The 25,828-nt window shown below is 64.9% G+C and carries 23 protein-coding genes, 1 tRNA gene and 1 pseudogene; 13 read left to right on the plus strand and 12 right to left on the minus strand.

Annotated features, from left to right (window positions below):
* Nucleotides 1-697: 697 nt before the first annotated feature.
* Entirely contained in the window at nt 698-1,264 is a 567-nt protein-coding gene (locus JOF56_RS49325; protein WP_209646362.1) for a hypothetical protein, read from the plus strand.
* A 2,361-nt stretch (nt 1,265-3,625) separates the two neighbouring features.
* Here JOF56_RS49325 and JOF56_RS49330 read toward each other — a convergent pair.
* The 4 genes from JOF56_RS49330 to JOF56_RS59865 all read right to left on the minus strand — a co-directional run bounded on the left by JOF56_RS49330 (nt 3,626) and on the right by JOF56_RS59865 (nt 6,682).
* Entirely contained in the window at nt 3,626-4,894 is a 1,269-nt protein-coding gene (locus JOF56_RS49330) for an MFS transporter (protein WP_209646363.1), read from the minus strand.
* On the minus strand, nt 4,891-5,436 hold the full coding sequence (locus JOF56_RS49335; protein ID WP_209646364.1) for a flavoprotein: 546 nt from the start codon (nt 5,434-5,436) through the stop codon (nt 4,891-4,893). Before JOF56_RS49335 ends, JOF56_RS49330 begins: the two co-directional genes overlap by 4 nt.
* A 139-nt stretch (nt 5,437-5,575) precedes the next feature.
* Nucleotides 5,576-6,049, minus strand: a complete 474-nt coding sequence (locus JOF56_RS49340) for a cupin domain-containing protein (protein ID WP_209646365.1) — start codon at nt 6,047-6,049, stop codon at nt 5,576-5,578.
* A 324-nt stretch (nt 6,050-6,373) separates the two neighbouring features.
* Complete coding sequence (locus JOF56_RS59865; protein ID WP_307855617.1) at nt 6,374-6,682, minus strand: response regulator transcription factor; 309 nt, start codon at nt 6,680-6,682, stop codon at nt 6,374-6,376.
* Between the two features lie 1,179 nt (nt 6,683-7,861).
* On the opposite strand from JOF56_RS59865, the pseudogene JOF56_RS61040 reads away from it, so the two are divergent.
* The 6 genes and pseudogenes from JOF56_RS61040 to JOF56_RS49370 all read left to right on the plus strand — a co-directional run.
* Nucleotides 7,862-7,966, plus strand: a pseudogene (locus JOF56_RS61040) (SSI family serine proteinase inhibitor); the annotation flags it as partial.
* Nucleotides 7,967-8,047: 81 nt separating this feature from the next.
* A complete protein-coding gene (locus JOF56_RS49350; RefSeq protein WP_245378738.1) occupies nt 8,048-9,247 on the plus strand; it encodes an aminotransferase class I/II-fold pyridoxal phosphate-dependent enzyme in 1,200 nt (399 codons plus the stop codon).
* Entirely contained in the window at nt 9,237-9,737 is a 501-nt protein-coding gene (locus tag JOF56_RS49355; RefSeq protein WP_209646368.1) for a DUF6190 family protein, read from the plus strand. The genes JOF56_RS49350 and JOF56_RS49355 overlap by 11 nt, the downstream gene beginning before the upstream one ends.
* A gap of 1 nt (nt 9,738) precedes the next feature.
* Nucleotides 9,739-10,524: a dihydrodipicolinate synthase family protein gene (locus JOF56_RS49360; protein ID WP_245378739.1), complete on the plus strand. Its 786-nt coding sequence runs from the start codon at nt 9,739-9,741 to the stop codon at nt 10,522-10,524.
* Nucleotides 10,524-11,366 carry an iron-containing redox enzyme family protein gene (locus JOF56_RS49365; protein ID WP_209646369.1) on the plus strand — a complete coding sequence of 281 codons (843 nt, stop codon included), beginning with the start codon at nt 10,524-10,526 and terminating at the stop codon, nt 11,364-11,366. Before JOF56_RS49360 ends, JOF56_RS49365 begins: the two co-directional genes overlap by 1 nt.
* Nucleotides 11,363-11,620 carry a Rieske (2Fe-2S) protein gene (locus JOF56_RS49370; RefSeq protein WP_245378740.1) on the plus strand — a complete coding sequence of 86 codons (258 nt, stop codon included), beginning with the start codon at nt 11,363-11,365 and terminating at the stop codon, nt 11,618-11,620. The genes JOF56_RS49365 and JOF56_RS49370 overlap by 4 nt, the downstream gene beginning before the upstream one ends.
* 1,026 nt (nt 11,621-12,646) lie before the next feature.
* Here the strand turns inward: JOF56_RS49370 and JOF56_RS49375 are convergent.
* The 3 genes from JOF56_RS49375 to JOF56_RS49385 form a co-directional block, all read right to left on the minus strand.
* Entirely contained in the window at nt 12,647-13,153 is a 507-nt protein-coding gene (locus JOF56_RS49375; RefSeq protein ID WP_209646370.1) for a hypothetical protein, read from the minus strand.
* On the minus strand, nt 13,150-13,473 hold the full coding sequence (locus tag JOF56_RS49380) for an AbrB/MazE/SpoVT family DNA-binding domain-containing protein (RefSeq protein ID WP_209646371.1): 324 nt from the start codon (nt 13,471-13,473) through the stop codon (nt 13,150-13,152). The genes JOF56_RS49375 and JOF56_RS49380 overlap by 4 nt, the downstream gene beginning before the upstream one ends.
* A gap of 235 nt (nt 13,474-13,708) precedes the next feature.
* Nucleotides 13,709-13,795: transfer RNA gene (locus JOF56_RS49385), tRNA-Leu, on the minus strand.
* Nucleotides 13,796-13,879: 84 nt separating this feature from the next.
* Here JOF56_RS49385 and JOF56_RS49390 point away from each other — a divergent pair.
* Together JOF56_RS49390 and JOF56_RS49395 are read left to right on the plus strand one after the other, a co-directional pair.
* A complete protein-coding gene (locus JOF56_RS49390; RefSeq protein ID WP_307855618.1) occupies nt 13,880-15,214 on the plus strand; it encodes a M20/M25/M40 family metallo-hydrolase in 1,335 nt (444 codons plus the stop codon).
* Nucleotides 15,214-15,579, plus strand: a complete 366-nt coding sequence (locus JOF56_RS49395) for an RNA-binding S4 domain-containing protein (protein ID WP_209646372.1) — start codon at nt 15,214-15,216, stop codon at nt 15,577-15,579. The genes JOF56_RS49390 and JOF56_RS49395 overlap by 1 nt, the downstream gene beginning before the upstream one ends.
* Nucleotides 15,580-15,592: 13 nt before the next feature.
* On the opposite strand, the gene JOF56_RS49400 is transcribed toward JOF56_RS49395, so the two are convergent.
* On the minus strand, nt 15,593-16,807 hold the full coding sequence (locus JOF56_RS49400) for an amidase (RefSeq protein ID WP_209646373.1): 1,215 nt from the start codon (nt 16,805-16,807) through the stop codon (nt 15,593-15,595).
* Between the two features lie 88 nt (nt 16,808-16,895).
* Here JOF56_RS49400 and JOF56_RS49405 point away from each other — a divergent pair, with 88 nt between their 5' ends.
* Nucleotides 16,896-18,011, plus strand: a complete 1,116-nt coding sequence (locus JOF56_RS49405; RefSeq protein ID WP_209646374.1) for an acyl-CoA dehydrogenase family protein — start codon at nt 16,896-16,898, stop codon at nt 18,009-18,011.
* A 53-nt stretch (nt 18,012-18,064) separates the two neighbouring features.
* On the opposite strand, the gene JOF56_RS49410 is transcribed toward JOF56_RS49405, so the two are convergent.
* The 3 genes from JOF56_RS49410 to JOF56_RS49420 all read right to left on the minus strand — a co-directional run bounded on the left by JOF56_RS49410 (nt 18,065) and on the right by JOF56_RS49420 (nt 21,254).
* The gene (locus JOF56_RS49410) at nt 18,065-18,958 is read right to left on the minus strand and encodes a M23 family metallopeptidase (RefSeq protein WP_307855619.1); all 894 of its coding nucleotides are present in this window, start codon (nt 18,956-18,958) and stop codon (nt 18,065-18,067) included.
* A 134-nt stretch (nt 18,959-19,092) separates the two neighbouring features.
* Nucleotides 19,093-20,067, minus strand: a complete 975-nt coding sequence (locus JOF56_RS49415) for an LLM class F420-dependent oxidoreductase (RefSeq protein WP_209646376.1) — start codon at nt 20,065-20,067, stop codon at nt 19,093-19,095.
* A complete protein-coding gene (locus tag JOF56_RS49420) occupies nt 20,064-21,254 on the minus strand; it encodes an acetyl-CoA C-acyltransferase (protein WP_209646377.1) in 1,191 nt (396 codons plus the stop codon). Before JOF56_RS49420 ends, JOF56_RS49415 begins: the two co-directional genes overlap by 4 nt.
* Nucleotides 21,255-21,528: 274 nt before the next feature.
* Here JOF56_RS49420 and JOF56_RS49425 point away from each other — a divergent pair, with 274 nt between their 5' ends.
* Genes JOF56_RS49425 through JOF56_RS49435 form a run of 3 tightly spaced genes read left to right on the plus strand, consistent with a single transcriptional unit; the run spans nt 21,529 to nt 24,145 of the window.
* Nucleotides 21,529-22,476 (plus strand): MetQ/NlpA family ABC transporter substrate-binding protein, encoded by a 948-nt coding sequence (locus JOF56_RS49425; RefSeq protein WP_209646378.1) that lies wholly within the window; start codon nt 21,529-21,531, stop codon nt 22,474-22,476.
* Entirely contained in the window at nt 22,473-23,483 is a 1,011-nt protein-coding gene (locus JOF56_RS49430; RefSeq protein ID WP_209646379.1) for a methionine ABC transporter ATP-binding protein, read from the plus strand. Before JOF56_RS49425 ends, JOF56_RS49430 begins: the two co-directional genes overlap by 4 nt.
* A complete protein-coding gene (locus tag JOF56_RS49435) occupies nt 23,483-24,145 on the plus strand; it encodes a methionine ABC transporter permease (RefSeq protein ID WP_209646380.1) in 663 nt (220 codons plus the stop codon). The genes JOF56_RS49430 and JOF56_RS49435 overlap by 1 nt, the downstream gene beginning before the upstream one ends.
* Nucleotides 24,146-24,190: 45 nt before the next feature.
* Here the strand turns inward: JOF56_RS49435 and JOF56_RS49440 are convergent, their stop codons facing one another.
* Nucleotides 24,191-25,792 (minus strand): PQQ-dependent sugar dehydrogenase, encoded by a 1,602-nt coding sequence (locus JOF56_RS49440; RefSeq protein WP_209646381.1) that lies wholly within the window; start codon nt 25,790-25,792, stop codon nt 24,191-24,193.
* Nucleotides 25,793-25,828: the final 36 nt, after the last annotated feature.

Below are 25,828 nucleotides of genomic sequence, written 5' to 3' on the forward strand. Positions count from 1 at the left end.
GCAACAGGAGATCTAACTGGATCGCCAGCGGTTCACAAGTTCGTGACTGATCAGGCAGAGCCGGCAACATGGCCTCCGATTCCGATGCCGTGTCTCCCCGACTGGTGCCCGCCGGAGCCGTGTCGCCCCCACTGGTGCCCGGGGACCCTCCCCATGAGGGCGTTGTTAATAACTAGCAATGCCGCCTAGCTGACGAGGGTCGCATATTACTGCCGGCCCTCTTCAGCTGTAGTGCGTGCGAGGTGCTGACGACCCCGGGCGCGAGCCCGGCCAACGGGTTGACATGTCCGAACACCGGGAATGTTAAACGCTACGTAACTCGACGAAGTCCTGCTTCGCGGTGCACCCCAGGAGGGGTTAACGTCGTCGCTGACCACCAAACCTTGAGCGGGCGGTCCGCAGATCACTCCAGGCTTTGATAGAGGTAGAGCGGTGAGACCCTCCCCCTTGGAAGGTCGTCACCCCCGGGTTCGAGATGGTGCGCGAAACGCGAGCCGTGAGAATCGAAGGCGGGATCAGCGATGCTAATCAACATTCAAAGGAAGAGGAACTACCCACGTGGCCGCGAGTCACCACTGTCACTTGTTGGACAGTCATTCAGGCGGTTATTGTGCGACGTTATCCCCGTACAGCCGCTAGTGTCGAGGTTATGACTAACCCCCCAAATCCTGATACACTAGACCGGACGTACGGAGGGGTGGATGGGTCACTTCGGCCACCGCTGCCGATTCGAATCGCGTTCTGGCTTAACAGCACCATTGTGGCGCTAAGCGTCCTGGTCTGGATAGAACTGCTGTTCGCCTGGATAGCAGTGCTATGGTCGATACGAGAGTCCAGATTCTTCGGCACCCCAGAACGACCGCGAGTATATATAGGATTCCAATTTTTCGGCAAACCGGTCGACAAGCGGCAGTATTTAGAAGCTGGATTGTTGCCGGACGGGTTCGTGGAGTGGACATCACTCCTTACCGTCAGGATTTCCGTGCTTTTCCTGGGCCTGGTAGCGCTGGGCGTCCTGGTGCTGGTCAAGATGAGGGCAGGACGAAACTGGGCGCGGGTGGTGCTTGTGGTGCTGACTGCATTCGGGGCGATCGGCAGCGTGGTGATCCTGCTTGCGGCAAGCAGTGGCTGGGTGACTCTGGCTGGGCCCGCACAGTGGCTGCTCACCGTGTTCGCGCTCATCGTGTGTTTGTCCACCGCCGTGCTGCTCTGGCTTCCGGTTTCCGCCGCCTTCTTCCAGACCGCGCAACGTTGTCGCGATTGACGCGACGTTCCAGCTGGGGCATACCGGTCGCAAGATGTAGATCATGCTCCAGTCTGCTGGAACACATGGTTCGATCAACTGTCTACACGCGACAGTCTGGATGCGCTGTCTCCGGGGCCGTCTGCCGACGACCCCGGAGAGAGGGGGCACCCAACCTCTCCAGCCAGCACGACTTTCCTGTTGGCCCAAGGCCCCTACGCGCCGTCCGGCCCTAGCTGACCCCATGGCTACTGCTGCAGCGCTGGTGGAGAGCATGGTCAGACAGGCCCCCGCCCAATGACCTGCACCAACTACTCGACACCCTCGCACAAGGACAGGGCACCAACCTCTACATACCCCCCGTGAAGTTAACAAACTACCGCTAGGGGCCACTTGAGGTGGCCAAAGCGTGTCGATGTCGCTTATGTGCCAGCGGAATTTGTTCCGGCAGCTCGGTAGCCATGGTTGCATGTCGTCCATGCTAGGGGGCAGCGTGTGGTGATTAGGGGATTTATTTGCCGCGCGATCTCTACCGCTCTTTCGACCGCCTGCTCGCCAGGAGTGGGACGCAAGGGCGCGCAACCGAAGGGGGTATTCGTGACCGACGTCATGCCGGCACTGGGGAAACAAAGGACGGGTGCGGTTCATCGCGACAGCGCTGGTCGGCATTCGGGCCGTCCTCGCCCCGGGACTCTGGTGGATGACCAGCCGCCACCACGCGACGACAGATATCCATGCGGGCTGGACGATGCCCAACGCCGCGGACCGGATATAAGCCACTCGGGCAATCTCCCCACACAGTGGCCAACGTACCCGGCAGCGTGACAAAAGGACTTTCATTCAAGAAAGACGGGCACCATACAATATTGCACAGCCGTGGACGCGTCTGTCACATGAGCCTGGAAGGTTTCGGCCGCACCGTCATTTAAGTGGAGCCGAGACATGAACACCATTGCGCTTCTCATCGCGATGGACGTCGGTCTCATAACGACGGGAACCTGCCTGGTCGTTTTCGCGGACGAAATTGCACGTGTTGCCGTAAAGCTGTTTCGACGGAGAGATAATAAGTGACTGAGTTCGAAGACGCGGAAGAACCAGGACGTGACAGAGTCATGCCCGAAGATGTGCGCATGACAATCAACAGTATCGGCTGGTTGCTGATCCTCGGCCTCCCCTGGGCGATACCGTACCCACAGCTGCAATTGCCCGTAACAATGGCGGCCGTCGGGATCGGATTCGTAAGTGGTAGCATATACAACAACCATCTTCGCAAGCGAGGACTGCGATCTCGATGACAGGCCCACGTCTACCCCGACACAGGAAGTGCCGATCTGCTGGCGTAACTGCGGCACCTGACACACTTCGGTCGACCGGCCGGCCCAAAACGACACCACAGGACAAACAACGCCGATGATCAGTCGCCGCAGGCGGTTGACCGCCCGTTCGCCCAGCAGACGCGCGGCAGGACACGGAGACCAGGGCGGGCGCCGGGGAGGAATCTTCACAACGTGAATCTTCGAACAACCACTACCATCACGAATGTGTGGGACTACGCGGTGGTCTACATGTCGGCACTTAATGACCCCCAGTGGTTGGGGAACGCTCACGAACCGTCCTGGTGTCGGTGGGACTGCCCAGCGCAGGCGCAGGTTCCTGAGGATGCCTCCCTGCGCGACGGCTGCGAACTCCTGGGACGGCAGGGTTGGGAGCTGGTAAGCGTTACCACCCATCCGCGTGGCGACTGGGGACGGCCAGGCTCAGTAGCCGGCGTGGTTTACACGTTGTTCTTCAAACGACGCGCCTGACACTGCGCGTCCGAGTCGCTCCGGTCGATCGGCCTCACCGCAGATCAGGACTACGAGCCCCTAGTAGACCTGTCCGGAGCCGTGGCCAGTGTGCGTCACTGGCGAATGTGCACACCATCTCCGCCAGGCCCAACAGGCGGACGCGGATACTGCCCGCGGCATCGCCGTCTCCGTCCAACGTCCCGGCAAACCGCGCGAACCCTCTAGGGAGGCCCGTCGACGGCCCCCTCCGTTCACTTTCTTTGGGCTGACCCAGGTTCTCATCGAGACTCGAACTGCCCCGCGCGGATGACGGACCTATTCCTTGTCGTGACGTTCCAGAACGAGACTGATGAAACCCGCGATGAGTAAGGCCGTCGTGATGGTGGGAATGACCGTGGCGACTCCCAGCAGCAAGGGGGAACCCCATCGACCCTCCCGAACGACAGCGCCGACTCGCTGCTGAACTGCATGATCACGATGGCCTGGATGCCGAGCAGGATAAATCCTGGCCACAGTAGGCGACGACTCCACCGAGACCCCGGGTTTGGTGTCCGGCTGATCCTTCTGCGGCACGGTCGATCCCCTTTCTTCTCGGTCAACGTGAAGGTGCGCGACTGGTTGCCGCTGGTGTCGTCACGCCGCTGCTCATGGGTGACTGCTCCTCTGCCGCACGGACGGCACGCACACCTGGCACTGCGAACGTCACGAGACTCGCCGCCACCGGCACCGCGGCCAGTAACACCATGGCGCCATGCATGCCGACGGCCGCAGCCAGCGGGCCGGCGCCGAGATAGCCGACGGGGGTGAGCAGCATCGTGCCGAAGTCGTCGATGGAACTGACCCGCGACAACGCGGTCGCCGGAACCCGCTGCTGCAGCACCGTCCGCCAGTACACATAGGTCATCGCCACCGCAGCGCCGGAGAGCAGGCTGTAGACGCCGAGTACAGCCAGGCCCAGCCCGCTGAGGAGCACGGCGGGGCGGGCCGCGGCGACTACGAGCAGTACCGCACAGGCAGCGGCAGGCCGGGCCACTGGCACCCGCATCGCGATGACGCTGCCCGCAAGCGCGCCTGCGGCGTAGGTCGCCATGATCACTGCCCAGCCGTCGGCGCCACCGAGTTCCAACCGTGCGACTTCCGGGCCGAGCACGAGCATGGCCGGCACGGTCACCGCGCCGAACACGGTGAAGTTGAGGATCGACGCCCACAACCAGGTCCGCGACCGCACCTCACGCCAACCGGTGCGCAAGGCGGGCAATAGCCGCTCTGGAACCGTCCGCGCGGCTTCCGGCCGATGGCGCATCGCGGCCAGCAGCAGCGCGCTGACGCCAAATGTCACCGCGTCCATCGCTAGTACCGCACCCGGCCCCAGCGCGCTGATCGCCACCGCGCCCAAGCCCGGGCCGGTGATCCGCAACAGGTTGGCCGACATGGCGACGAGCGCGTTCGCTTCCCGCAGCGACTCGCGGGGAACGATATGGGGCAGATGTCCGGCCAACGCGGGCCGGAACAAGGCTTCCGCACCGCCATAGACGATCTGTACCACGATGAACAGCCACAACTCGGCATCGCCGACGAACAGCATCGCGGCCAGCACAGCCTGCGTACTGGCACGCACGACATCCGAAGCGATCATCAGCCCGCGGCGCGGAAACCGGTCGGCGAGCACACCGCCGAGCAGCAGCAACGCCGCGAGCGGGAGATATCGTGCGGCGAGCACCACGCCGAGTGCGGTCGGTGACCCGCCGATCTCCAGCACGGCGAACGCCGTTGCCAGTGCGGCGGGCGCGTCACCTGCCATCGAGGCGGTCTGGCCGAAGAACAGCAGCCCGAAGTCCCGTTGCCGCAGCAACGCGATGATCATGTCTGTACGCCCAGCCAGTCACGGACCACGGCGGCCGCCTTGTCAGGCCCGATCATCGACACGCCTGGGCTACGCTCGCCCCGCCAGATCTCGTACACCTCGCGGGTTTCCGGCTCCACCACCGTCTCCCCCGACTCGCGCAGGTCCGCGACGTGTCGTTGGATCACTGGCTTGCCCCACATGGCCTTGTTCATGTGAGGGAACCACAGTGCGGGCCTCGGTGACGCGAGCAGCGCCGTGGTGGCGGGCGTTGACGCCAGGCCCAGCGCGGCGCACGCCAGCAGATGGGCGGTCGCCGGGAGCACGACCATCGCCTTCGCCTTCAACGCCACCTCGACCGGGTTGAGGTCCGGGAGGTCGGCAGTCAGTACCTCGTCGGCCAACCAGCCCGCGACCTGTGACGGCATGAACCGTTCGGCACTCTTGGTCAGCAACACGACGATCTCGTCATCGACCGTTCGTCTGAGCTCGGACAGATAGGCGGCCAGCACGAGCGAAGCGCTCGATCCTCCTGCGACCACGACCAGTGCGTCCTCGCGCATCGCTCCCCCTCGGTTTGTCGACGGACACGGGCAAGGGACCGCCCGGTGTACGCGGGCGGTCCCCGCGACTCAGCAGGTGTTGCCGGGGTCGATGACCGTGATCATGGCGCACCTCCTCTCGCCTGATGAAACGCTGGGTTCAGAACCGGCAGTTGCCGGGGTCCGGTTCGTCCACACCCGGCGCCTGGCCGGTGGGGGTGATCAGGACGACGTTGAGGATCAGCGGCTGGTCGGTCTCGTTGTGGACCGTGTGCACGTGGTGCGGTACCTCGACCCATCCCTGGCCGGGGCCGAAGTGCTCCGGACGGCAACGCCGATCCATGGCCATGTACCGGGTGGCGATGCCTTCGACGACCGACACGAGCGCGTTGCCGTTGTGCGAGTGCCAGCCGATCTGGCCGTGCGGCGCGACAGTCAGCACAGTCAGCTGGAGGTCGGACGGCCCGTGCGTGTTGAGGTGCATCCGTCCATCGACCAGCACTTTGCTGAGCACTTTGCCGGTCACGCCGACGTTCGGTGTCGCCTGCGCGGCAGGCATCATCAACGCGCCGAAGGTCACCACCATGGCGACCGCCGCGGCGCAGGCGGCAATACGTGGGACTGGTCGGGACATGGCTTCCCCCTCGGACTGGTGTGGCTGCCGGATGCCGACAACCATGTCTCTCTCATTGCCAGCGAACATCGCTTCCACGGCAGGCGAACCCTGGTCGAGGACGCCACGGACCGCGGGAGCCGGCATAGCAAACTACGAGACTCCGGGCGTGTGGCGCCCCGACCATTTCCTCCTTTCCGAATTCCGAGCCAACAATGCGCGTCCAACGGAGAGCGGCGCGGACACGGTGCATCAGACATGGCCCTTATCCTGTTGCGGCACCGCCGACCACAGCGTCAGGGCAATCCCCTATTTTTCTGGCTCGAGGTCGGCGCCATCATCTTCTCAGCCGCCGTTGTCGGCCCGCGCCAGCGCACTTTCCACCGCGGAGCGAGTGGGAACACCAAGCTTGGCAAGGATGCGGGAGAGATGTACTTCCACGGTCTTGTGGCTCACATGCAGGTGTTTGGCGATTTCACGGTTGGTCATGCCGGTGTCGATCAGTCGTGCGATCTCGAACTCTCGGCGGGTCAACTCCCCGGGCGGGGCGATCTTGACGGGTCGCCCCGCCCGGCAGAGGATCGCATGTTCCCTGGACCGCCGTGAGCTGCCATTGCAAAGAAATGCGGTCATAACCCGCCCGTACGTGTTCACCCTCCCAATACCGCAAGGTGCCGACCTGGAGGTACAGATCTTGCGCCGCATCTCCGAAATAGGGCCGGTTGTTCCACGTGTAGGAGGCGTGACCGTTGCCCCAGCCGCTGCTGCCGCTGTTCAAGCCGAAGAACCATAGGCCGCCGCCGACATCAAAGTGCTGTCGCAGCTCATCTCGACCGTGGCGGGCTGACGAACAGCGCAGCGGCGATCTCCTTGGTGATCCAGTCGCACGCGGGCAAGCCAGCACCCCTCTCTACACCGCAACCAAGGCGATCACGAATCAGAAATAAGGGTCAGAAATAAGGGCTAGAAATAAGGGATTGCCCTGACGCTGTGGTGCGCGGTGCAGGAAAAGAATGGGGACACGTCCGACTGCAGCTGCGGCACGGCGCCGGTCGAGGTGGACTGGATGGTGATCCTGCTCGCGGTGGGGGATCGCTTCTGCGGCCCCGGCAAGCGCTGACAGTTATAGGTCGTGACATATGTACTTATGTAGGCATGATTACGGATACAGCGGAAGGAATCCCCGAGCTGCAAATGCGCATACGACGACCGTCGGGGCGGCAGTACTCCCTTTTGGAGGTAGGTGTGCACGAAGGCGGGCTGGTTGCGGATCGCTACTTTGATAGCTCGGCGCGTACCCGCCGCCCCCCGTTCCTGGGTAGTCGCATCGGACGCGCGGAGCACGGACGTGGGAGCGGCGGCGGACTGGATCCTCAGCGCAACGGACGGAAACCACGGCACGCCACGTGTTCGGCAAACGCACCGGCCCGGAGTTACTTGTCTGGTTCAACACTGCCTCACGTCCGTCTTTAACCGAACGATTCGATTATGTAGCGAACAACTCGCGCGCGACAAGGAAGACAAAGAGGTGTAGATCTCCCGTCGTCACGCGAATTGGAGGAAAATCATGAAACAGGTGATGTCCAAATACTTCTTGCCGTCGTCACCTTGCCGTCGTCGCGGCCATCATGATCAGCGGTATAGGCGTGAATACCTCCACCATCGGGCACAGGAACACGGATTCCCCCAGCGTCGTCACGGGTTTGGTACATGTCCTGACAATCAGCAACGGCGAAACCGTCAAGAGACCCCGGATGCGACTGTAATGCTGCGGTGTAATCCCGACGGCGGTCGTCATCCGCACGCCACCCAGACCTGTACAGGCCAAGGAAAGTGGATGGCGACTTCACGACGTTGCGCAGGAGCACCGATGGATGCCCAGCGGTCTGGGCGCCGGTCACTGCGACCACAGACGGGACCTGGCAAGGCCGCCTCATCAGCTTTACGACCGGCGTTGCCTCTCCGCCCCTGCTTTCTGGTCACTCGTATACCGCTACGCCTCTGAAAGGAGATCCGCAGATGATCAACGATGACGTCATCGCCGAGGGCGAGTCAGCCGTCCCGGACGTCAGCAAGTTCGTCGACCTCACGCAACACGAGATCCAGGCGCTGAAGACCAGGTACAACCTGGCAGATGCGCACACCCACCAGCGGCAGTCGCCCAGGCAGGAGCGCATCGTCACCGACCTGTCGGACCTCTGGCACTACTCCGAGGACAACCTGCAGTCGCACCTGGAACAGCGATTCCTGGACGCATTCTTCCGGCTGCACGAGCAGCCGACTGCGGCCGCGATGAACAAGACGTTGTTATCGTACTCGGCCAGCGTTTCCACGATGGTCGCCGCGATGTACCTACAGCAGCGGAACATGTCGGTCTCGCTGGTCACGCCGTGCTTCGACAATCTGGTCGACCTGCTGCGGCACATGAGGGTCGAGCTGGCCTCGTTCCCGGAGGAGTGGCTGCACGACGTGGCCCGAATCCACGAGCGGATGTCGCAGGTCGGCACCGACGCCATCTATCTCGTCGACCCGAACAACCCGACCGGGTTCACACTGCTCAAGGATGGCAGGAGCGGCTTCGCCGAACTGCTGAGGATGTGCAAGGAAACCAGCAAGCTGCTGATCATGGATTTCTGCTTCGCGTCTTTCGTGCTGTGCTCGGAAGGCATAGATCGGGTGGACATCTACCAGATGCTCGAGGAGTCCGGCGTCACCTACATGGTGATCGAGGACACCGGCAAAACCTGGCCGGTGCAGGACGCGAAATGCGCGATGATCACCGCGAGCGAGGATATACACGAGGACGTCTACAATATCCACACTGCGGTCCTGCTGAACGTCTCGCCGTTCGTGCTGAGCTTCCTGACCCGCTACGTCGAGGACTCCATTGCGGACGGTTTCGCTTCAGTGCGCGACGTGATCACGGAGAACCGGGCGTCCGCGCGGGAGGCGCTGGAAGGCAGGATCTTGGAGTATGTGCCGCCCGTCGTGGACACCAGCGTGGCGTGGTTCAAGATCGTCAAGCCTGGGTTGACCGCCACCCAGTTGCAGGCCAAGTTGTTCGAGAACGAGATCTACGTCCTGCCCGGCACCTACTTCTACTGGGACGACAAGGAAAAGGGCGAGGAGTACGTCCGGATCGCCTTGGCCCGCAGGCCGGAGGAGTTCGCCGACGCGATGACGGCGATGCGGAAGGTGCTGCTGAACGATGCCCGCTGACGTGTACGTCGACGCCGCGCTGTTCATGGGGATGCACGCCGATGACGACGCGGTCCGCGTGGCGTGCAAGAACTTCTTCGTCGACCGGCTGTCCGGCGGCGACGCGGTTGTGATGAGCCTCGAGCAGGTCGGCCGGTGCGACGCACTGATCTGGGGGCGGTGCGGCCGCGACGAGCAGGACAGCTACTACCCGTTCATGGACGTCCTGCACACTGATATGGCCATGGGCCGGATCCCGTACGAGGAGCAGGACATCAAGGCGGCACTGACGGCTTCAAGCCTGGCGGGCCTCGAGCTGACCGACCGGCTGACCCTGGGCATGGTGCTCAACCGCGGCGGTGAACTGGTCACCGTGAACCCCCGGCTGGCGGGCCGCGACGACTTGCCGGTGCGCAGGCCCAAAGGGGGAACCGAGCGGCATTTCCCGTGCTATCTGGAATGGCGTTACGAGCGGTCTCTCGCGCTCCGCGTGCCCGGAAAGGATCTTTGACATGTACTCGGGGACGATCGTTCCGCTAGTCACCCCGCTCGACTTGGACCGCGCGGTGGACGAGGCGAGCGTGGACCGGCTGATCGAGTCGGTACACCAGGACGTCACCGCGCTGATGCCGACGCTGAGCTCTGGGGAAGGCTGGAAGCTCACCGAGCGGCAGTGGCGCGACATGGTGGCCGCGGCCAGGAAGCACTCTCGCGGTCTTGACGTGCTGGTCGGAATTCAGTTGCCGGAGACCGCGCAGGTCATCGAGCGTGCCCAGATGGCCAAGGAGCTTGGCGCGAACGCTGTTGTGGTCACGACACCGTTCCGGGTCGAGATTAGCCAAGATGAGATCTACGAGCACTACCGCTCGCTGCGGTCCGCTGTGGACATTCCGCTGTTCGTGTACAACGAGGAAGCGGTGTCCGGCAACACCATCGGACTGGACGCGCTGCTGCGAATCTTCGAGCTGCCTGACGTCGTGGGCATCAAGGAGTCCAGCGGGTCCGCCGAGTTGACCCGGCGGATCGTGCGGACCGATCATTTGGTGCCTGTGTTCGAAGGTTGGGAGAACCTGCTGCTGGAGGCGCACGGCATCGCCGGTTTCATCGGCCCGCTGGCGAACCTGGAACCGCAGCTGTGCAACGCGATGCTTGTCGACCCGACGCCGGAACGCCAAGCCGAGGTCGATGATGCCTGCCTGCATTACGGCGTGCTCGAGGACGACTGGTACCGGCAGGTCAAGCAGGAGCTCTGCAAGCGCAAGGTGATCAGCACCGACGTCGTAGCCAAGGAGGACTGATGAGGGTCTCAGCCGGGGACGGCCCGCAGAAGCGGCTCTACATCCACAATCGCACGGTGCCCGACGACGATGACTACGCCGAGATGCTCGAGACCGAGCGGGACTGGGCGGTGCGGCTGGCTGCGGAGCACGAGGCGCGAGCGCCGAGGTTCTCCTCCCGCGAGGAAGTGCTTGAGGCGCTGCGTGCCCGGTTAGAGGAGGAGGAACGCAGCGGGCCGAGCGACGACGAGCGGTTCCTCGCCGAACAGGCCACGTTGGACCAGTTCAAGTCGGTGGTCGCGGACTTCGCGGTGGACGGTCTGGTGGAGTCCCAGTCACACCTGGGAATCATCCGGCGGCTGCCGGCCAAGGCGCGTACCACAGTGCTGCGGGTGCTGATCGACGAGTTCGGCTGTGGCAACGACGACCAAGAACACGCCCAACTGTACACCAGGCTGGTGACTGAGCTGGGCATGCCGACCGAGCTAGAGTACTACGTCGGCGTGGCGCCAGAGGAGTGCTTCGCCTACGTCAACTTGTTCCACTGGTTCGCCGACCGGGCATCGGCACCCGAGTACTTCCTCGGCGCGTACGCGTACTTCGAGTCGAGTGTGCTGTACGCGTTCCGGAGCTACGCCAAGGCGAGCAAGCGGCTCGGCATAGTCAATGACAAGTACTACACCGAGCATCTCTACATAGATGCCTACCACAGCAAGCAGATGCGGGGATCGATCAGTGCGCTGGAGCGGCATCGCCCGGTTGACCTCGCGAAGGTCTGGACCGGTGTGGAGCTGACCAGCACGGTGGTCGCGGAGGCCACTAAGGCAGCCATCGGCCGGGCGCGGGCCATGGTGTCGGCATGACGCCGGTAATCAAGCCGGTCAGCGAGGACGAGATCCTTGTGGAACTAGGTTCCACCAAGGTGATCACGCAGGCCGAGTGCCCGCACCGCAAGGGCAAGCTGCGGTTCGGCATGGTGAACCCACGGCGCATGACCATCACGTGCCCGCTGCATCACTCGACATTCGACCTGCGAACCGGCCGCAAGCTCAGCGGCCCTGCCTGCGGCGGACTTCGCGTGTCCATTGTGGATGATGAGACGGTGGGATACAGATGACCGGATTACTCTCGACTACCGAGTCAGGAACACAAGAGGCGGACGGTGCTCAAGGCCGGGGGCGCCGCCGTGGCCGTGACCGGATCTTCGACATCGTTGGACTCCCGCTCGCGAAGATCACGCTTGGCCAGGGGTTCGTGCGGTATTGCTCCGGGAGGCGGCTCATTACGTCCGCCGGACTATTTCCGATCGGGGAATGTTGATCTACTGGGATGGCTGCGGAGCACGCTTAAGGGGCTCTTCAAACTTGGTCGGGATTGCATGATCGTCAGTGACTATGTGTTACAGACGGGGTGATCACCTTGCGTGTGTGGGGTGATGGCGACATCGGCGTGTCGAGCCCGGCTGGGATGTGAGGGGTGCCCGCAGCGGCCTGAGACCATGATCTTGCTGAAGGACACCTGATCGGGAAAGAGCCGCGGGCACCGTGACCGCTCGCCGCCGACGTGGCAGCGCCTCTCGACCATCGCAACCTTGCCCCACTCCCTGGCAGCCACCGGCCCGACTGGCCCAAGCCGCGCACCGGCAGGCCGGCCGGCAAACCACGCGTTGACCAGGCGAAACCGTCTGAGAGGCCTCTCAGAGCGGCCGCTCACCAGTCCCGTGGTGTCCGCCTACCGCGTCCCGCGATCGGCCGTCTCCGGGCATCGCCGCAGGTCAGCCGCTGACAACCGGGCGTCTGAATCGTTCACTGACACTTCCGTGGGCGACAGCTGACACTTCGCTGCGCGAGCACTGAGTTTCCTGCGTTCGCCGAGACCGAACGGCTGCGCGTCACATCACGGTATGGCCCGGCCCCCAGACCCGGTCGGGTTTCGTCACGGTGACGACCTCCCAGTTTCCGGCCAGGTCCGCGCGCCGGGCCGCGCCGTCCGGCGGCCCGGCGGGGGTGTCCCAGGCCGCGGGCCGGTGGTGAGGATAAGAGACATTATCTCCACAACCACCATGAATGCTTATCTCGCTTATCGCGTACGCGTTTTTCATATCGCGTACGCGATAAGCGAGATGCTACACAGCGCGAGTGAGTCAGGACGACGGACCGCGAGCTGCGGACACACCGGACCCAGCCGGGCCGGGCGGATCCGGGCCGCAGGAGGGCCCGGCCGACCCGCGGTGGACCGACGACGAGCGCCGCGACGCCGGACTGCAGCCATGCGCCCTGCCCGAGTGCCCGAACTGGTTCCCGAAGGGCAAGCAGGGCGGGAAGAAGTACTGCGCCAAGCCGCACGCCGACGAGGCCTCCCGGCGCCGCAAGGCCGGTGAACGGCTGGCCGCGACCGAGCCGCTGGCCGACCTGGTCGCGCTGCGCGACGACACCCTCGCCCTGGCCGGGATCCCGCTCGGCGAACTGATCCGCCGGCTGACCGACCTCGACCAGCGCTGGCGCACCCTGGACCAGAGCGCGGCCGGCGAGCGGGTGTCGGGTTCGGTGAGCAGGTCCTGTGCGGACAGGCCCATCCCGGCCAGTACGAGCCTCGCGGCGTCGAGCGCGGCTTGCCGTCCTGCGGCTGTGTCGGGAGAGGTGGTGGTCATCGTGACGCACCGCCCTCAGCCGGTCGGTTCTCGCAGATGGCCTGGTGCAGGGTGCTCAGCGGGTAGACCGTCAGCAGGTCCTCATCCAGGGCGGCGGCCAGCAGCACCCGATCTCCCGCCTGCAGGCCGCAGCGGGTGCGAAGCACAGCGGGGATAGTGATGTACGGCTTCTGGCCGAAGGCGAGCATGCCAGCCGGGTCGCGGCGAGCGAGGACGACGCCAGACGTGCCGGACAGGGTGAGCCGGTCACCAAGTTTCCAGCCCCGGGCCTGCGTAACGACACGGTCGGAGACTCGGCCCGAGGCGTCGATCCGGCCCATGCCGTAGATCACATGCGCTGGCGCAGTTGGAGGCGCCGACGGAGTCGCCAGAGGGAGAGCCTGGGACCTGGCCGGATCGGCGGACCGAGAGGTCCTGACGACCGACGTGGGGATAACAGGGGCCACGACATGATTGATCATGGCCGCCCCAAGAGAGGGCTTGCATCCAGCCTGTGGCGACGTCACCATTAAGGTGTTCAAGTACCAGTCGCTGCTGGGGAAATCTCACCGTTTCTGGTGTCCGAGGGGGGACTTGAACCCCCACGCCCGTTAAGGGCACTAGCACCTCAAGCTAGCGCGTCTGCCATTCCGCCACCCGGACCTGCGTTGTTTCTGCAGTGCGCATAGCGTAGCGGATGGTCGATGATCATCCCAAATCGGGGGTCGGGAGTGATAGGAAGAGCTTGTGACTGAGCGCGCGCGGGACATTCCGGACACTGGGGTTGCTGAGGAGGAGGTGGTCGGTCTTGCGTCTGAGCTGATTCGGATCGACACCACCAACACCGGGGATCCGGAGACTGTGGTCGGGGAGCGGGCGGCCGCCGAGTATGTGGCCGCGAAGCTGGCTGAGGTTGGGTATGAGACCACTTATGTCGAGTCCGGGGCTCCTGGGCGGGGCAATGTCGTCGCCCGGCTGGCCGGGAGTGATCCGGGTCGGGGCGCTTTGCTGGTGCATGGGCATCTTGATGTTGTGCCGGCTGATGCTTCGGAGTGGTCGGTCCATCCTTTCTCCGGGGCTGTGCAGGATGGGTATGTGTGGGGGCGCGGCGCCGTCGACATGAAGGACATGGTCGCCATGTCCCTGGCTCTGGCCCGCCGGCTCAAGCGGGACGGCATCACGCCGAAGCGGGACATCATCTTCGCCTTCCTCGCTGATGAGGAGGCCGGCGGCCACTACGGGGCCCAGTGGCTGGTGGAGAACCGGCCTGACCTCTTCGAGGGTGCCACGGAGGCGATCAGCGAGGTCGGGGGCTTCTCGATCACCGTGAAGGACGGCGTGCGGGCCTACCTCATCGAGACCGCCGAGAAGGGCATCGCGTGGATGACCCTCCGGGTCCGGGGCCGGGCCGGGCATGGGTCGATGATCCACGAGGACAACGCTGTCACCAAGCTCACCGAGGCTGTCGCACGCCTGGGTCGGCACAGGTTCCCGCTGGTGCTGACCGATTCGGTGCGTGAGTTTCTTGCCGGGATCTCCGAGCTGACCGGCATCCAGTTCGAGGAGGACGACCTCGAGGGGTCTGTCGCCAAGCTGGGCAACATCGCCCGGATGATCGGCGCGACCCTCCGGGACACGGCCAACCCGACGATGCTGAACGCCGGGTACAAGTCGAACGTCATCCCTTCACTGGCCGAGGCCACCGTCGACTGCCGGATCCTGCCTGGGCGGCAGGAGGCGTTCGAGCGCGAGCTGGACGAGATCCTGGGGCCGGACGTCGAGCGGGAATGGGTGGGGCTGCCGCCGCTGGAGACCACGTTCGACGGCCCCTTGGTCGACCACATGACTGCTTCGATCATCGCCGAGGATCCCGCCGCGAAGACTCTGCCGTACATGCTGTCCGGCGGTACGGACGCGAAGTCGTTCGCACAGCTGGGAATCCGGTGTTTCGGGTTCGCCCCGCTGCAGCTGCCGGCAGACCTGGACTTCTCTGCCCTTTTCCACGGCGTGGACGAACGGGTCCCGGTGGACGCGTTGAAGTTCGGCACCCGCGTCCTCGACCGGTTCCTGCGTAACTGCTGATGGAATCGACCCGTATCGACCGTTGGCTGTGGGCGGTCCGGCTGGCCAAGACCCGGCCGGACGCCGCGGCCGCGTGCCGGGCCGGCCATGTGCGGATCAACGGCCGCCCGGCGAAACCGGCGACGACCGTCGTGCCGGGCGACGAGGTTCGTGCCCGCGTCTATGACACGACCAAGACCGTTGAAGTGATGCGGGTCATCCAGAAACGGGTCGGTGCCGCCGACGCGGCCACGTGCTTCATCGATCGCACTCCCGCTCCTCCCCCTGAGTCGATGATTCCGGTCGCCCGGCGGGACCGCGGCGCCGGCCGTCCCACGAAACGGGAGCGCCGCGTCCTCGACAAGTTCCGCACCGGCCAGGCTTGAGGCGTGCGCCAGGTCACAGTCTGAGCGCGGCCTCGACCCAGCAGCCGACTGTGAGCAGCGCGGCCTCTGCCTGTGCGGGGCCGATCAGCTGGATTCCGAGCGGGAGTCCGGCCTCGTCGCGTAGACCGGGCACGGTCACTGCGGGCAGCCCGAGCGCTTGCCACGGACGGCTGAGGATCGGATCTCCAGTGCTGTCGAGCCCGTGCGGCGCTGGGCCTGGGGCGGCTGGGCTCAACACGGCGTCGTAGGTCGCTAGCAGTTCCGTCACACGTGTGCCTGCCGCAGCCACCGTTTCCTGGGCAGCCACGTAGTCGTGTTCCGGAGTTTCCGCCCCGGTCCGCAGCAACTCGGTCAGTTGTGGGCTCAGCTGCGGCGCGACGGCCAGTTCTGCGGCACGTTCCCGGGCGGCCTCGTAGGCCATCACCACGCGATGGGCCGCTGCAATGTCGGCAACGACCTCCTCAAGCGGGAAGTCCTCGACCACGGCGCCCGCGACGGCGAGCCGTTTCCGGGCTTCTTCCAGCGCTCCGGCCATTTCGGGACCGGCAGGTGTCGCGGTCAGCGCGAGTAGGCGTGGTGGGCGCTGCTGGGCCAACGCGGGATCCGGCTCACCGGTGAGCGCGGACCAAGCGAGCGCCAGGTCATCGACAGTCGCCGTGTACACGCCGTGACTGTCGAGGCTCGGGCTCAGGCCTACGACTCCGTCCATCGGGAACCGGCCGTGGGTCATCACGAGCGACGCGACGCCGCAGAACGACGCCGGCCGTGTGACTGATCCCGCGGTCTGTGTTCCGAGCGCGAGGGGTACCTGGCCGGAGGCGACGGCGGCGGCAGATCCGCTGGACGAGCCGCCTGGAGTGTGGCCGGGGGCAGCCGGGTTACGCGTTGGGCCGGGCGAGAAATAGGCGAATTCGGTGGTGACGGTCTTCCCGACCGGTACTGCCCCAGCGCGGCGCCACGCGGACACGATCGCGGCGTCTGCCTCTGCGGGCGCGGCGCCGGCGCGTAGTCGCGTTCCGCACTTCGACGGGATGCCGGCGACATCGATGATGTCCTTGACTCCCAACGGAACGCCGCCCAAAGGTCCCGCGGTGACCTCCGGCGTGGGAATGTCCACCACCCAGGCGCGCAATTCGGGTTCGGTCTCAGCGATCCTGGCCCACGAGCGTTCCAGCGCCGAGTTCCCGGAGACGAGTTCACGCAGCGACCACGGCTGCCAAAAATTCATGGTTCCCATAGTCCATGCCGCTCCCGGATTCCGCGCCCTTGGCACGCTCCGTAACGTCGTAGGTATCCCGGACCCACGAGGAGCACGAATGGTCACGTTCGACGATGTGCTGGCGGAGCTGGCCGAGCGGCGGGCGGAGTTCCGCGAGCAGCGCTATGTTCCGAAGGACTTCGTCACCCGGCTCAAGCAGACCGGGCTCTACCGGGCCACCGCACCCGCCAAGTTCGGCGGCGAGCCGCTGCCGCCGGCCGAGTTTCTCGAGAAGATCGAGCGGATCTCGATGGTCGACGGATCCACCGGCTGGGTGGCCAGTTTCGGCTCCGCGCTGATCTACCTCGCCGCGCTGCCGCTGGAGACCCAGGCGGCGCTGTACAAGGACGGGCCGGACGTAGTGTTCGCGGGCGGGCTCTTTCCGGTCCAGGCAGTCGTTCCCACCGAGCGCGGGTTCGTGGTCAACGGCCGATGGAAGTACGCCAGCGGCTGTATGGGGGCCGACATGCTCGGCGTCGGCATCGCCGGTGACGAGTCGTCGGCGGGCAAGCCGCGGGTCGCCGTGCTGCGCCCGGATCAGGTCGAGATCATCGACGACTGGGACGTCGTCGGCATGCGCGGTACCGGCTCATTCGATCTTGCGGTCCGGGATGTCGAGGTCCCCCGGGAGTGGACGTTCATCCGCGGCGGACAGCCCACAGTGGACGAACCGCTCTACCGTTATCCGACCATCGCGTACGCCTCACAGGTGCTCGCTGTCGTCGGAGCCGGTGTTGCGCGGGCCGCCTTGAACTATGCGGAGGAAGTGGGCGCGGAATACACCGGTGTGACCGGCGCCCCGAAGCTGGCTGACCGGCCTTACTACCGGACCGGGATCGCTGCCGCCGAGGCCGCGTTGCGTTCGGCAAGGGCTTGGTTCTACGAGCTCAGCCACGAAGTCTGGGCAACCGTCGTGGCGGGGAATCCTGCCACGGACAAGCAGAACGCGCACCTGCGGCTCGCCTCTGCCCATTTGGCAAGGACTGCGTCGGACGTCGTCGGACAGCTCGTCGAGATCTCCGGCGCCGCACCGATCGGCAACAATCATCCGTTGCAGCTGTTGTTCGGCGACGCCCTTGTCCCCAAACAGCACGCGTTCCTCGGCCCGGCGATGTTCGACGCGGCCGGCGCCGTGCTGATGGGACTTCCGCCTACCTCTCCTGGTTTCCGCTGAACAACTGGAAGCGGTGACGGGTGTGACGCGATGCACCACACCCGCCGGTTGCTTCAGTCGCAGTGTTCAAAGGGACTGGTGTAGGCGCTGCTGCCGACTGAGCCGCCCCACCGCACGCAGACGTTTGGTGCGGATTTGCGTACGGGGCCGGCGTAGTGGCCGTAGTTGCCTGAATCAGTAGTTCTGACGCCGCCCTCTGGCTCGACGAATGCCGAGACTGCCGTTGGTGTGCCGAGGTTTGTGGATTTGAGCGTCACGACGCAGTTGGTGCTGTTGCTTGAGTTGTAGAGCAGGTAGACGGTGCCGCCTGTGAGTGCCGACGAGTCGATGACGCTGTAGCCGCTGCCGCAGACCTCCTCAGGTGTGTACGGGTTGCTGCCGCCGCTGCAGGCGTTGGTGCTGGTGATGGTCTTCTTCTGACCGAGCGAGACGGTGACGCCCTCGACCGTAGGGCTGCTGTCGATGGCGCCGCCTGAGGTGATCTGCTCGTAGTGCAGATGCGGCGGGTAGTCGCCGCCGGTTCCGCCGACTGTGCCGATCACGGTGCCCTGGCTCACCGTCAGCGACGACCCTGCGCTCCGCACCATGCTGGCGAGGTGCGCGTACCGGGTTTTGGTGCCGTCGCTGTGGGTGATGACCACGTAGTTTCCGTACGCCATGATGCCGATCTCGTCGGCCGCCGCGAGGGTCGAGTAGAACCGGGCGGTGCCGCCCGCCGTCGCGCGGACTGTCTCGCCGCTGATCGCGTCACTGCCGTAGCTCTGCCAGTCGATTGAGCCCGACGGGTTGTGGCCGGGCGTCCAGTTGTTGGCGTAGAAGGTCTTGCCGCAGTTGAACGGGCTCTTGTGCGCCGCCATGATGCCGACATCCTCGGTCTGCGCCTGTGAGGCGCCCGGGACGAAGGCGACCATGAGCACGGCGCCGAGGGCCGCGGACAACCCTCTCACGATCCAAGTCCTGCCTGGTGATGTCATCGCCCACCTCGCTTCTCCCGCCATCGATGACGGGCCCGTGATCGATCGTCGAAGCCGCGGACATGCTGACAACCCCACCTACAAGACACGTACAAACCGGAGGGCGTTCACTCCCCGGTGATCCGCTGGAGAGCCGTGAGGGTACGACGACCGCCGGGATCGGAGTCGACGCTGGCTGGAACGACGGCGATTTCGTCGATACCTGCGGCGGCATAGGCGGCAAGCTGCGCTTTGATGCTCGCCGCATCACCGGTCAGGCCGATGGAGTGGATCAGCTCCTCGGGGATCGCGGCGAGCAGTTCGGCAGGGTGGGGACGGGTGCGGGCGAAGGTGACCAGGTCTTCGAAACCCGCCTCATTGAACATTTCGCCGTACCCCGGAGCGGCGAGATAGCCCACGACGCCGCGGCGGAACTGTTCGATCGCGTCCGGCGCCGAGTCCACCGCGGCGATCACCCATGCGGTCACTTTCGGTGGTTCGCGGCCGGCTTCCGCTGCGTCGTGCCGCATCTGTTCGACGAGGGCCGCGGCGGAACGGGGCGTGATGAGGTTGAGGACCATCCGATCCCCGAATTGGGCCGCCGTTCGCACCGCGGCAGGACCGAAGGCCGCGACAGCGATGGCGGACTTCGGTGGGTCGAGGCGCAGCCGATAGCCTTTTGTGCTGACGGCCTTTCCTTCGAAAACCGTCTTCTGCCCGCTGAGCAGTGATCGCACCGCCTGGACGGATTCCCGGAGCGCTCTGCCGGACCATTCGCGGCCATGCCAGTCACGGACCACAAGCGTGCTGGACGTTCCCAGGGCGACGTCAATGTCCTTTCCGGACAGATCAGCGACCGAGGCGACACCACGGGCGATGAGCATCGGGTCACGGACCGCGACCGGCAGTGGCCCGATGGTCAGGTGCAAGTTCGTCGTAGTTGTCGCAATCCTTGTGGCGAGGGCGAACGAGTCGTACGTCGCCATCTCCCCGATCCACAAGCGACGGTAGCCCGTCTCGTCTGCCAGGCGTGCGGTGAGCAGAGCTTCGGACGGCGGACGGTCCTGCCAGAAACCTAGCGACACAGCAAGGGACGGGTTCATACCACCCTCTCCAGAACGGTGGCGCTGCCCAGGCCGGCGGCGCCGCTGACCGCGATCACGCTATAACGTTCGCCGCGCCGCTCGAGTTCCCCGACACAGTTGGCCGCGAGGATCGCCCCGGTCGCTCCGAAAGCGTGCCCCATCGCGATGGTGCCGCCATTCGGATTGAAGCGGTCGCCCGTCACTTTGAGATCTCGCTGGAATTTCAGGCAACTCGCCGCGAACGCCTCGGCGACTTCGAATACCGCGACGTCATCCGGATGCAGGCCGGCCCGTTCAAGAGCGGTCAATACGGCCTGTTGAGCGGCAGTGAGCATGATGACCGGGTTCCCCGCGACGCTGGCGGCGGACACGATCCGGGCCCGGGGCCGAAGGCCGTGTCGAGCACCGGCGGCCTCGCCGCCGATCAGCGTGATCGCTGCGGCGTCCACAATGGTCGGTGATGTGGCCACGGTGTGCACGTGCCGGATCTCGCCCACGTCCGGATGGTGACGCCGGACCAGATCGTCCTGGCCGTCGGCACCGAACTGGGCGAACAACGCCGGCAACTGGGCGACGGACTCCAGTGTCGTAGCCGGCCGGATCGCCTCGTCCGACGCGAAATCACCGATCCGGACGACATCGCCGTCGAACCGTCCGGCCTGCCAGGCCTCCGCCGCCAGGCGCTGCGTACGGACTCCGTATGCATCGAGTTCGGGCCGGTCGAAGCCTTCAAGCGTCGCGATTAGGTCCGCGGCGATGCCCATGGCGACCGAGCCGGTACGTTCCACGACATCCGGGTCCTCGAACAGTGGGGCGTGGTCGGAGTACATCGGCGTGTGCGAGACCGACTCCACTCCCCCGGCGACGATCAGCTCGGCCATAGCGGCATTTGTGTACGCCGCAGCGGTGTTGATCGCATCGATCCCCGACGCGCAGAACCGATTCAGCGTCATACCCGGTGTTGTTTCGCCCCATCCTGCCAGGATCGCCGCAGTCCGGGCGATGTTGCCGCCCTGTGCACCGGTCTGCGTCGCCGTGCCGATCAGGACGTCGTCCACCGCGTCGCCCGAAAGGCCGTGCCGCGCCGAGATCTCCGTCAACAGGGCGGTCAGCAGCTGCAATGGCGTGTGCTGGGCCAGCCCACCACCAGGCTTGGCCTTGCCACGCCCGGTACGGATCGCTTCATAGAGGTAGGCGCGTGTCATCGGCATCCCTTCCCAGGCGACCTACAAACTATCATAGCGAAAGTCAGCTGGAAGGGCGGTTTCTCCGTCCGAACCATGGTGGCGATGCCTATCGCTTGGTAAGTACCGCAGGAATGTGATCGCGGTCTCGTCACCATCCTTTCTGTAGCACGAGAAGAATGCGATTTCCAATCGCGCGGACGCCCTGACCGGATGGTGGAACGATTTGGATCAGCCGGTACCCCGAATGGACAGTGACCGCCGGGTCATCCCCTCCTCGGAGTGAAAGGCAGTCATGGCTGAGCAGAACACCTCCGGAGACGTCACCGCGCTCCCGGAGCGGCCGAAGCGCAATCGCGGGCTTCCCGTTGGAATCGCGGTCGTTGTCGTCGTCGCCATCGCGGCAGTGATCGTGTTCACGACTCGCGGGTCGGACGACGCGGCAGCCGGCAGGACGACAGTGCGGATCGGCACGACCGAGGCAGGTGCGGCGTACTGGACGACCTTCCGCGATCTGGCCGCCCAGGAGAACATCGACCTGCAGGTGGTCAGCTTCAGTGACTACACCCAGGCCAACCCGGCCCTGTCGCAGAGCCGGATCGACCTGAACCTGTTCCAGCACTTGCTGTTCCTGGCCAACTACAACGTGGCCAACAACGACACGCTGACGCCGATCGCGTCCACCTATGTCGTCCCGCTGTCGCTGTACTCGCGCAAGCACAGCGCTGTGGCCGAATTCCCGGCAGGCGGCACGGTCGCCATCCCGAACGACCCGACCAACCAAGCGCGCGCTTTGTTGGTACTGCAGAAGGCGGGCCTGGTCACGCTCAAGGGCGGCGGCAACGTTCTCTCCACCCCGGCAGAGATCGACAAGGGACGCTCCAAGGTGACCGTCACCCCGGTGGACGCGGCGCAGACCGTGGCCTCACTGCCCTCTGTGGACGGTTCGATCGTGAACAACAACTTCGCGCTCAACGGTGGTCTGGACCCGTCAAAGGCGTTGTTCGCTGACAATCCCGCGGATCCGGCGGCCGAGCCGTACATCAACGCGATCGTCGCTAGGGCAGCCGACAAGGACAACCCCGTGTACGCCAAGGTCGCGCAGATCTACAAGGACCCACGAGTGGCCGAGAAGGTCCGTGCGGAGGCCAAGAACACCTCCGTGCTCGTGGACCGCAAGCCGGCCGATCTGACCGCGATCCTCACCCGGCTGTCCGGCACGATCCGCTCGACCCGGTCGTGACCACGCTGATCGAGTTCCGCGGCGTCGGCAAGACCTTTGGCGGTGTCACCGCGCTGGACGGCGTGGATCTCAGCATCGAGGCCGGCGAGATCTACGCCGTGATCGGCCATTCCGGCGCCGGCAAGAGCACCCTGGTACGGCTGATGAACGCCTTGGAACGCGCCACGTCCGGGAACGTCCTGGTCGACGGGACCGACATCACCAACCTGCCGGAGCGGCGGCTACGGCAGGTGCGGCTGGGCATCGGCATGGTGTTCCAGCAGTTCAACCTGCTGCGCTCGCGTACGGTGTTCGGCAATGTCGCGTACCCCCTGAAAGTCGCCGGCTGGACCAAGGCCGACCGGGAGAAGCGGGTCACCGAACTACTGAACTTCGTCGGCATCACCGACCGCGCCTGGCACTACCCGGATCAGCTCTCCGGCGGGCAGAAACAGCGCGTGGGCATCGCTCGCGCGCTGGCCACCAACCCGAAGATCCTGCTGGCCGACGAGTCCACCAGCGCGCTCGACCCGGAGACCACCGGCGAGGTCCTTCGCCTGCTGCAGCGCGTCAACCAGGAGTTCGGCGTGACGATTGTGGTGATCACCCACGAGATGGAGGTCGTCCGGGAGATCGCCGACCGCGTCGCCGTGCTGCAAGACGGGCGAGTCATCGAGCACGGTCCAGTGCGGGAGGTGTTCGCCGCACCACGGGAACAGACCACCAAACGATTCGTCGAAACTGTGCTGCGTGCCCGGCCCGAACCCGGTGACCTGGAACGAATCCGGCAACGGCACCCTGGACGGCTGGTCACCGCGCGAATCAGCGACGACCGGAGAATCGGCGCGGTGCTCTCGGAGGCACAGAGTCGTTACGACGTACGGTTCGAGGTGGTCCACGGCGGTGTCAAGGAACTGGGCAGCACCTCGTTCGGCAGCCTCACGCTGGAACTGGTCGGCGAGGACGCGTCGGTGGACAAGCTGATCGCCGACCTGCGCGCGGCCACGGACGTGGAGGAGCTGGCCTGATGGGCACCAACTGGGAGACGTTGCGGCCGCTGCTGTTCGACGCCATCGGCCAGACACTGTGGATGGTGGCCGCGACCCTTGTGGTGGGCGGATTTCTGGGACTGCTGCTCGGCATCGCGCTCTACAGCACGCGGCCCGGCGGCATCCTGGCCAACCGGCCGGTGCACACTGTGCTGAACGTGGCGGTCAACATCGTCCGGCCGATCCCGTTCATCATCTTCATCACAGCGATCGGACCGGTCACCATCGCCGTGGTCGGCACCCAGCTCGGCACCGGCGCGGCGACGTTCGCCCTGATCTCGGCGGCCACATTCGGCATCTCACGAATCGTGGAGCAGAACCTGGTCACCATCGACCCAGGCGTGATCGAAGCGGCCCGCGCGATGGGCGCGAGTCCACTCCGGATCATCACCACCCTGCTCGTACCCGAGGCACTCGGGCCGCTGATCCTGGGCTACACATTCGTTTTCGTCGCGGTCGTCGACATGTCCGCGGTCGCGGGCGCAATCGGCGGCGGCGGGCTGGGCGACTTCGCGATCGTCTACGGCTACCAGCGATTCAACTGGACAGTCACAGCAGTCGCAGTCGCGATCATCATCGTGCTGGTCCAGGTAGCGCAGTTCGCCGGCAACCGCCTGGCACAGCGCGTGATGCGCCGCTAACCGACAAAGCCCTGCGCTTCGGTTAAGCGCAGGGCTTTTGTCAGGTCAGCAGAGAGCGATGTGAAGGACCTGGTTGGCGTCGTTGCCGGGAGTGTTGTCCTTGTCGCCGTTGGTTGCTGTCAGCCAGAGATTGCCGTCGCGGGTTGCTTCGACGGTGCGAAGACGACCGAAGGCACCGAAGAAATAGGTCTGCGGGGCGGTAGTCCGGTCGCCGACGATGTGCATGCGGTACAGGCGTTGCCCTGCCTCACCGGCGAGGTAGATTGTGTCGTTCACGATGGTCAGGCCGCTGGGTGAGGCATTGAAGGTGCGCCAGGTCTGGACCGGGTCGATCAGGTTGCGGTCGTGCGCGCCACATGGACCTTCGCAGTATGGCCAGCCGTAGTTGCCGCCCTTACGGATCAGGTTCAGTTCGTCCTGCTCGGAATTGCCGAACTCGGACTGCCAAAGGCGTCCCCGGGAGTCGAACGCCAGACCCTGCGGGTTCCGATGACCGTAACTCCAGATGTACTTGCCAGGGAACGGATTGTCCGCGGGGACAGTGCCGTCCGGGTTCATCCGCAGGATCTTTCCGTTGAGCGAGTTGAGATCCTGGGCATTCGCACTGTTCTGGGCATCACCGGTTGAGGCATAAAGCTTGCCATCCGGCCCGAACCGCAGGCGCCCACCATTGTGGAACTTGCTGCGTGCGATGCCGGACACCAGGACCTGCCGAGACTCAAGATCAAGGGTCTGGTTCGCGTACTTGAACCGGACAACCCGGTTGTCGGTGAGCGTGGTGTGCATGACGTACAACCAGCCTGACCGGTACGCCAGGCCCATCAGGCCGCCCTCCCCCGTCGTACCCGCGACATCCGGCACTACGGCAACCAGGGTTTTCGTCCCCGAAGGCGTCAGATGATAGATCTTGAACGCATCCCGCTCGCTGAAAAGAGCCGACCCATCAGGCAGAAACGTCAGCCCCCACGGAATATCGTCACTCACGGCAAGCCGGTCAGCCCGGCCCACGGGGTCCGCCCCCGGCCTGGTGCGAGCCGAGATCGCCGCCGGAGCCGAGAAGTGGCCGCCAACATCCTTGGCCACCACAGTAAAATCGAAACTCGTCCGGTCAGGCAGCCCATTGACCGACCCAGTCGTGCCGGTGGACATAGCCACCCTCTTGTCCCCCAGCCGAACCTCATACCCAGTCACCCCGACATCATCAGCCGAGGCATCCCAAGCCAGCTCAATATTGTTGGCCCCAGCCCGGACAACTCGCACATTGGCAGGCACAGTCGGCGGCGTGACATCCGGCGCACGAACCGCAGTAGTCATGACCACTTCGTTGCTGGGTAAGGAAAGCGCCCGATCAGTATCCCTGGCCAGCACAGTCCAGCGGTACTCACGGTTAGGCTGCAGGTTGTCCACAACCTTGGTAGTGGTCCGCCCCCCAACAATCCTGGACATACTGCCGCGCTGGTTGATCTCATACGAGAACACACCAACATCATCAGTAGCCGCATCCCACGCCAAGGTGACACTCGTCTGCGTCACATCCACAACACGCAGGTTCACCGGCGCAGAGGGCGGCGCTGACGCCGAAGCACCCGGCACAACAGTCAGGAGCATGCAGGCGGCCACAGCCGCAACGCTGATCCGACGGATCACAAACCTCTCCTAAAAGGCCGTTGCGGCGGCGAACAC

The organism is Kibdelosporangium banguiense, assembly GCF_017876405.1.
Taxonomy (GTDB): Bacteria; Actinomycetota; Actinomycetes; order Mycobacteriales; family Pseudonocardiaceae; genus Kibdelosporangium; species Kibdelosporangium banguiense.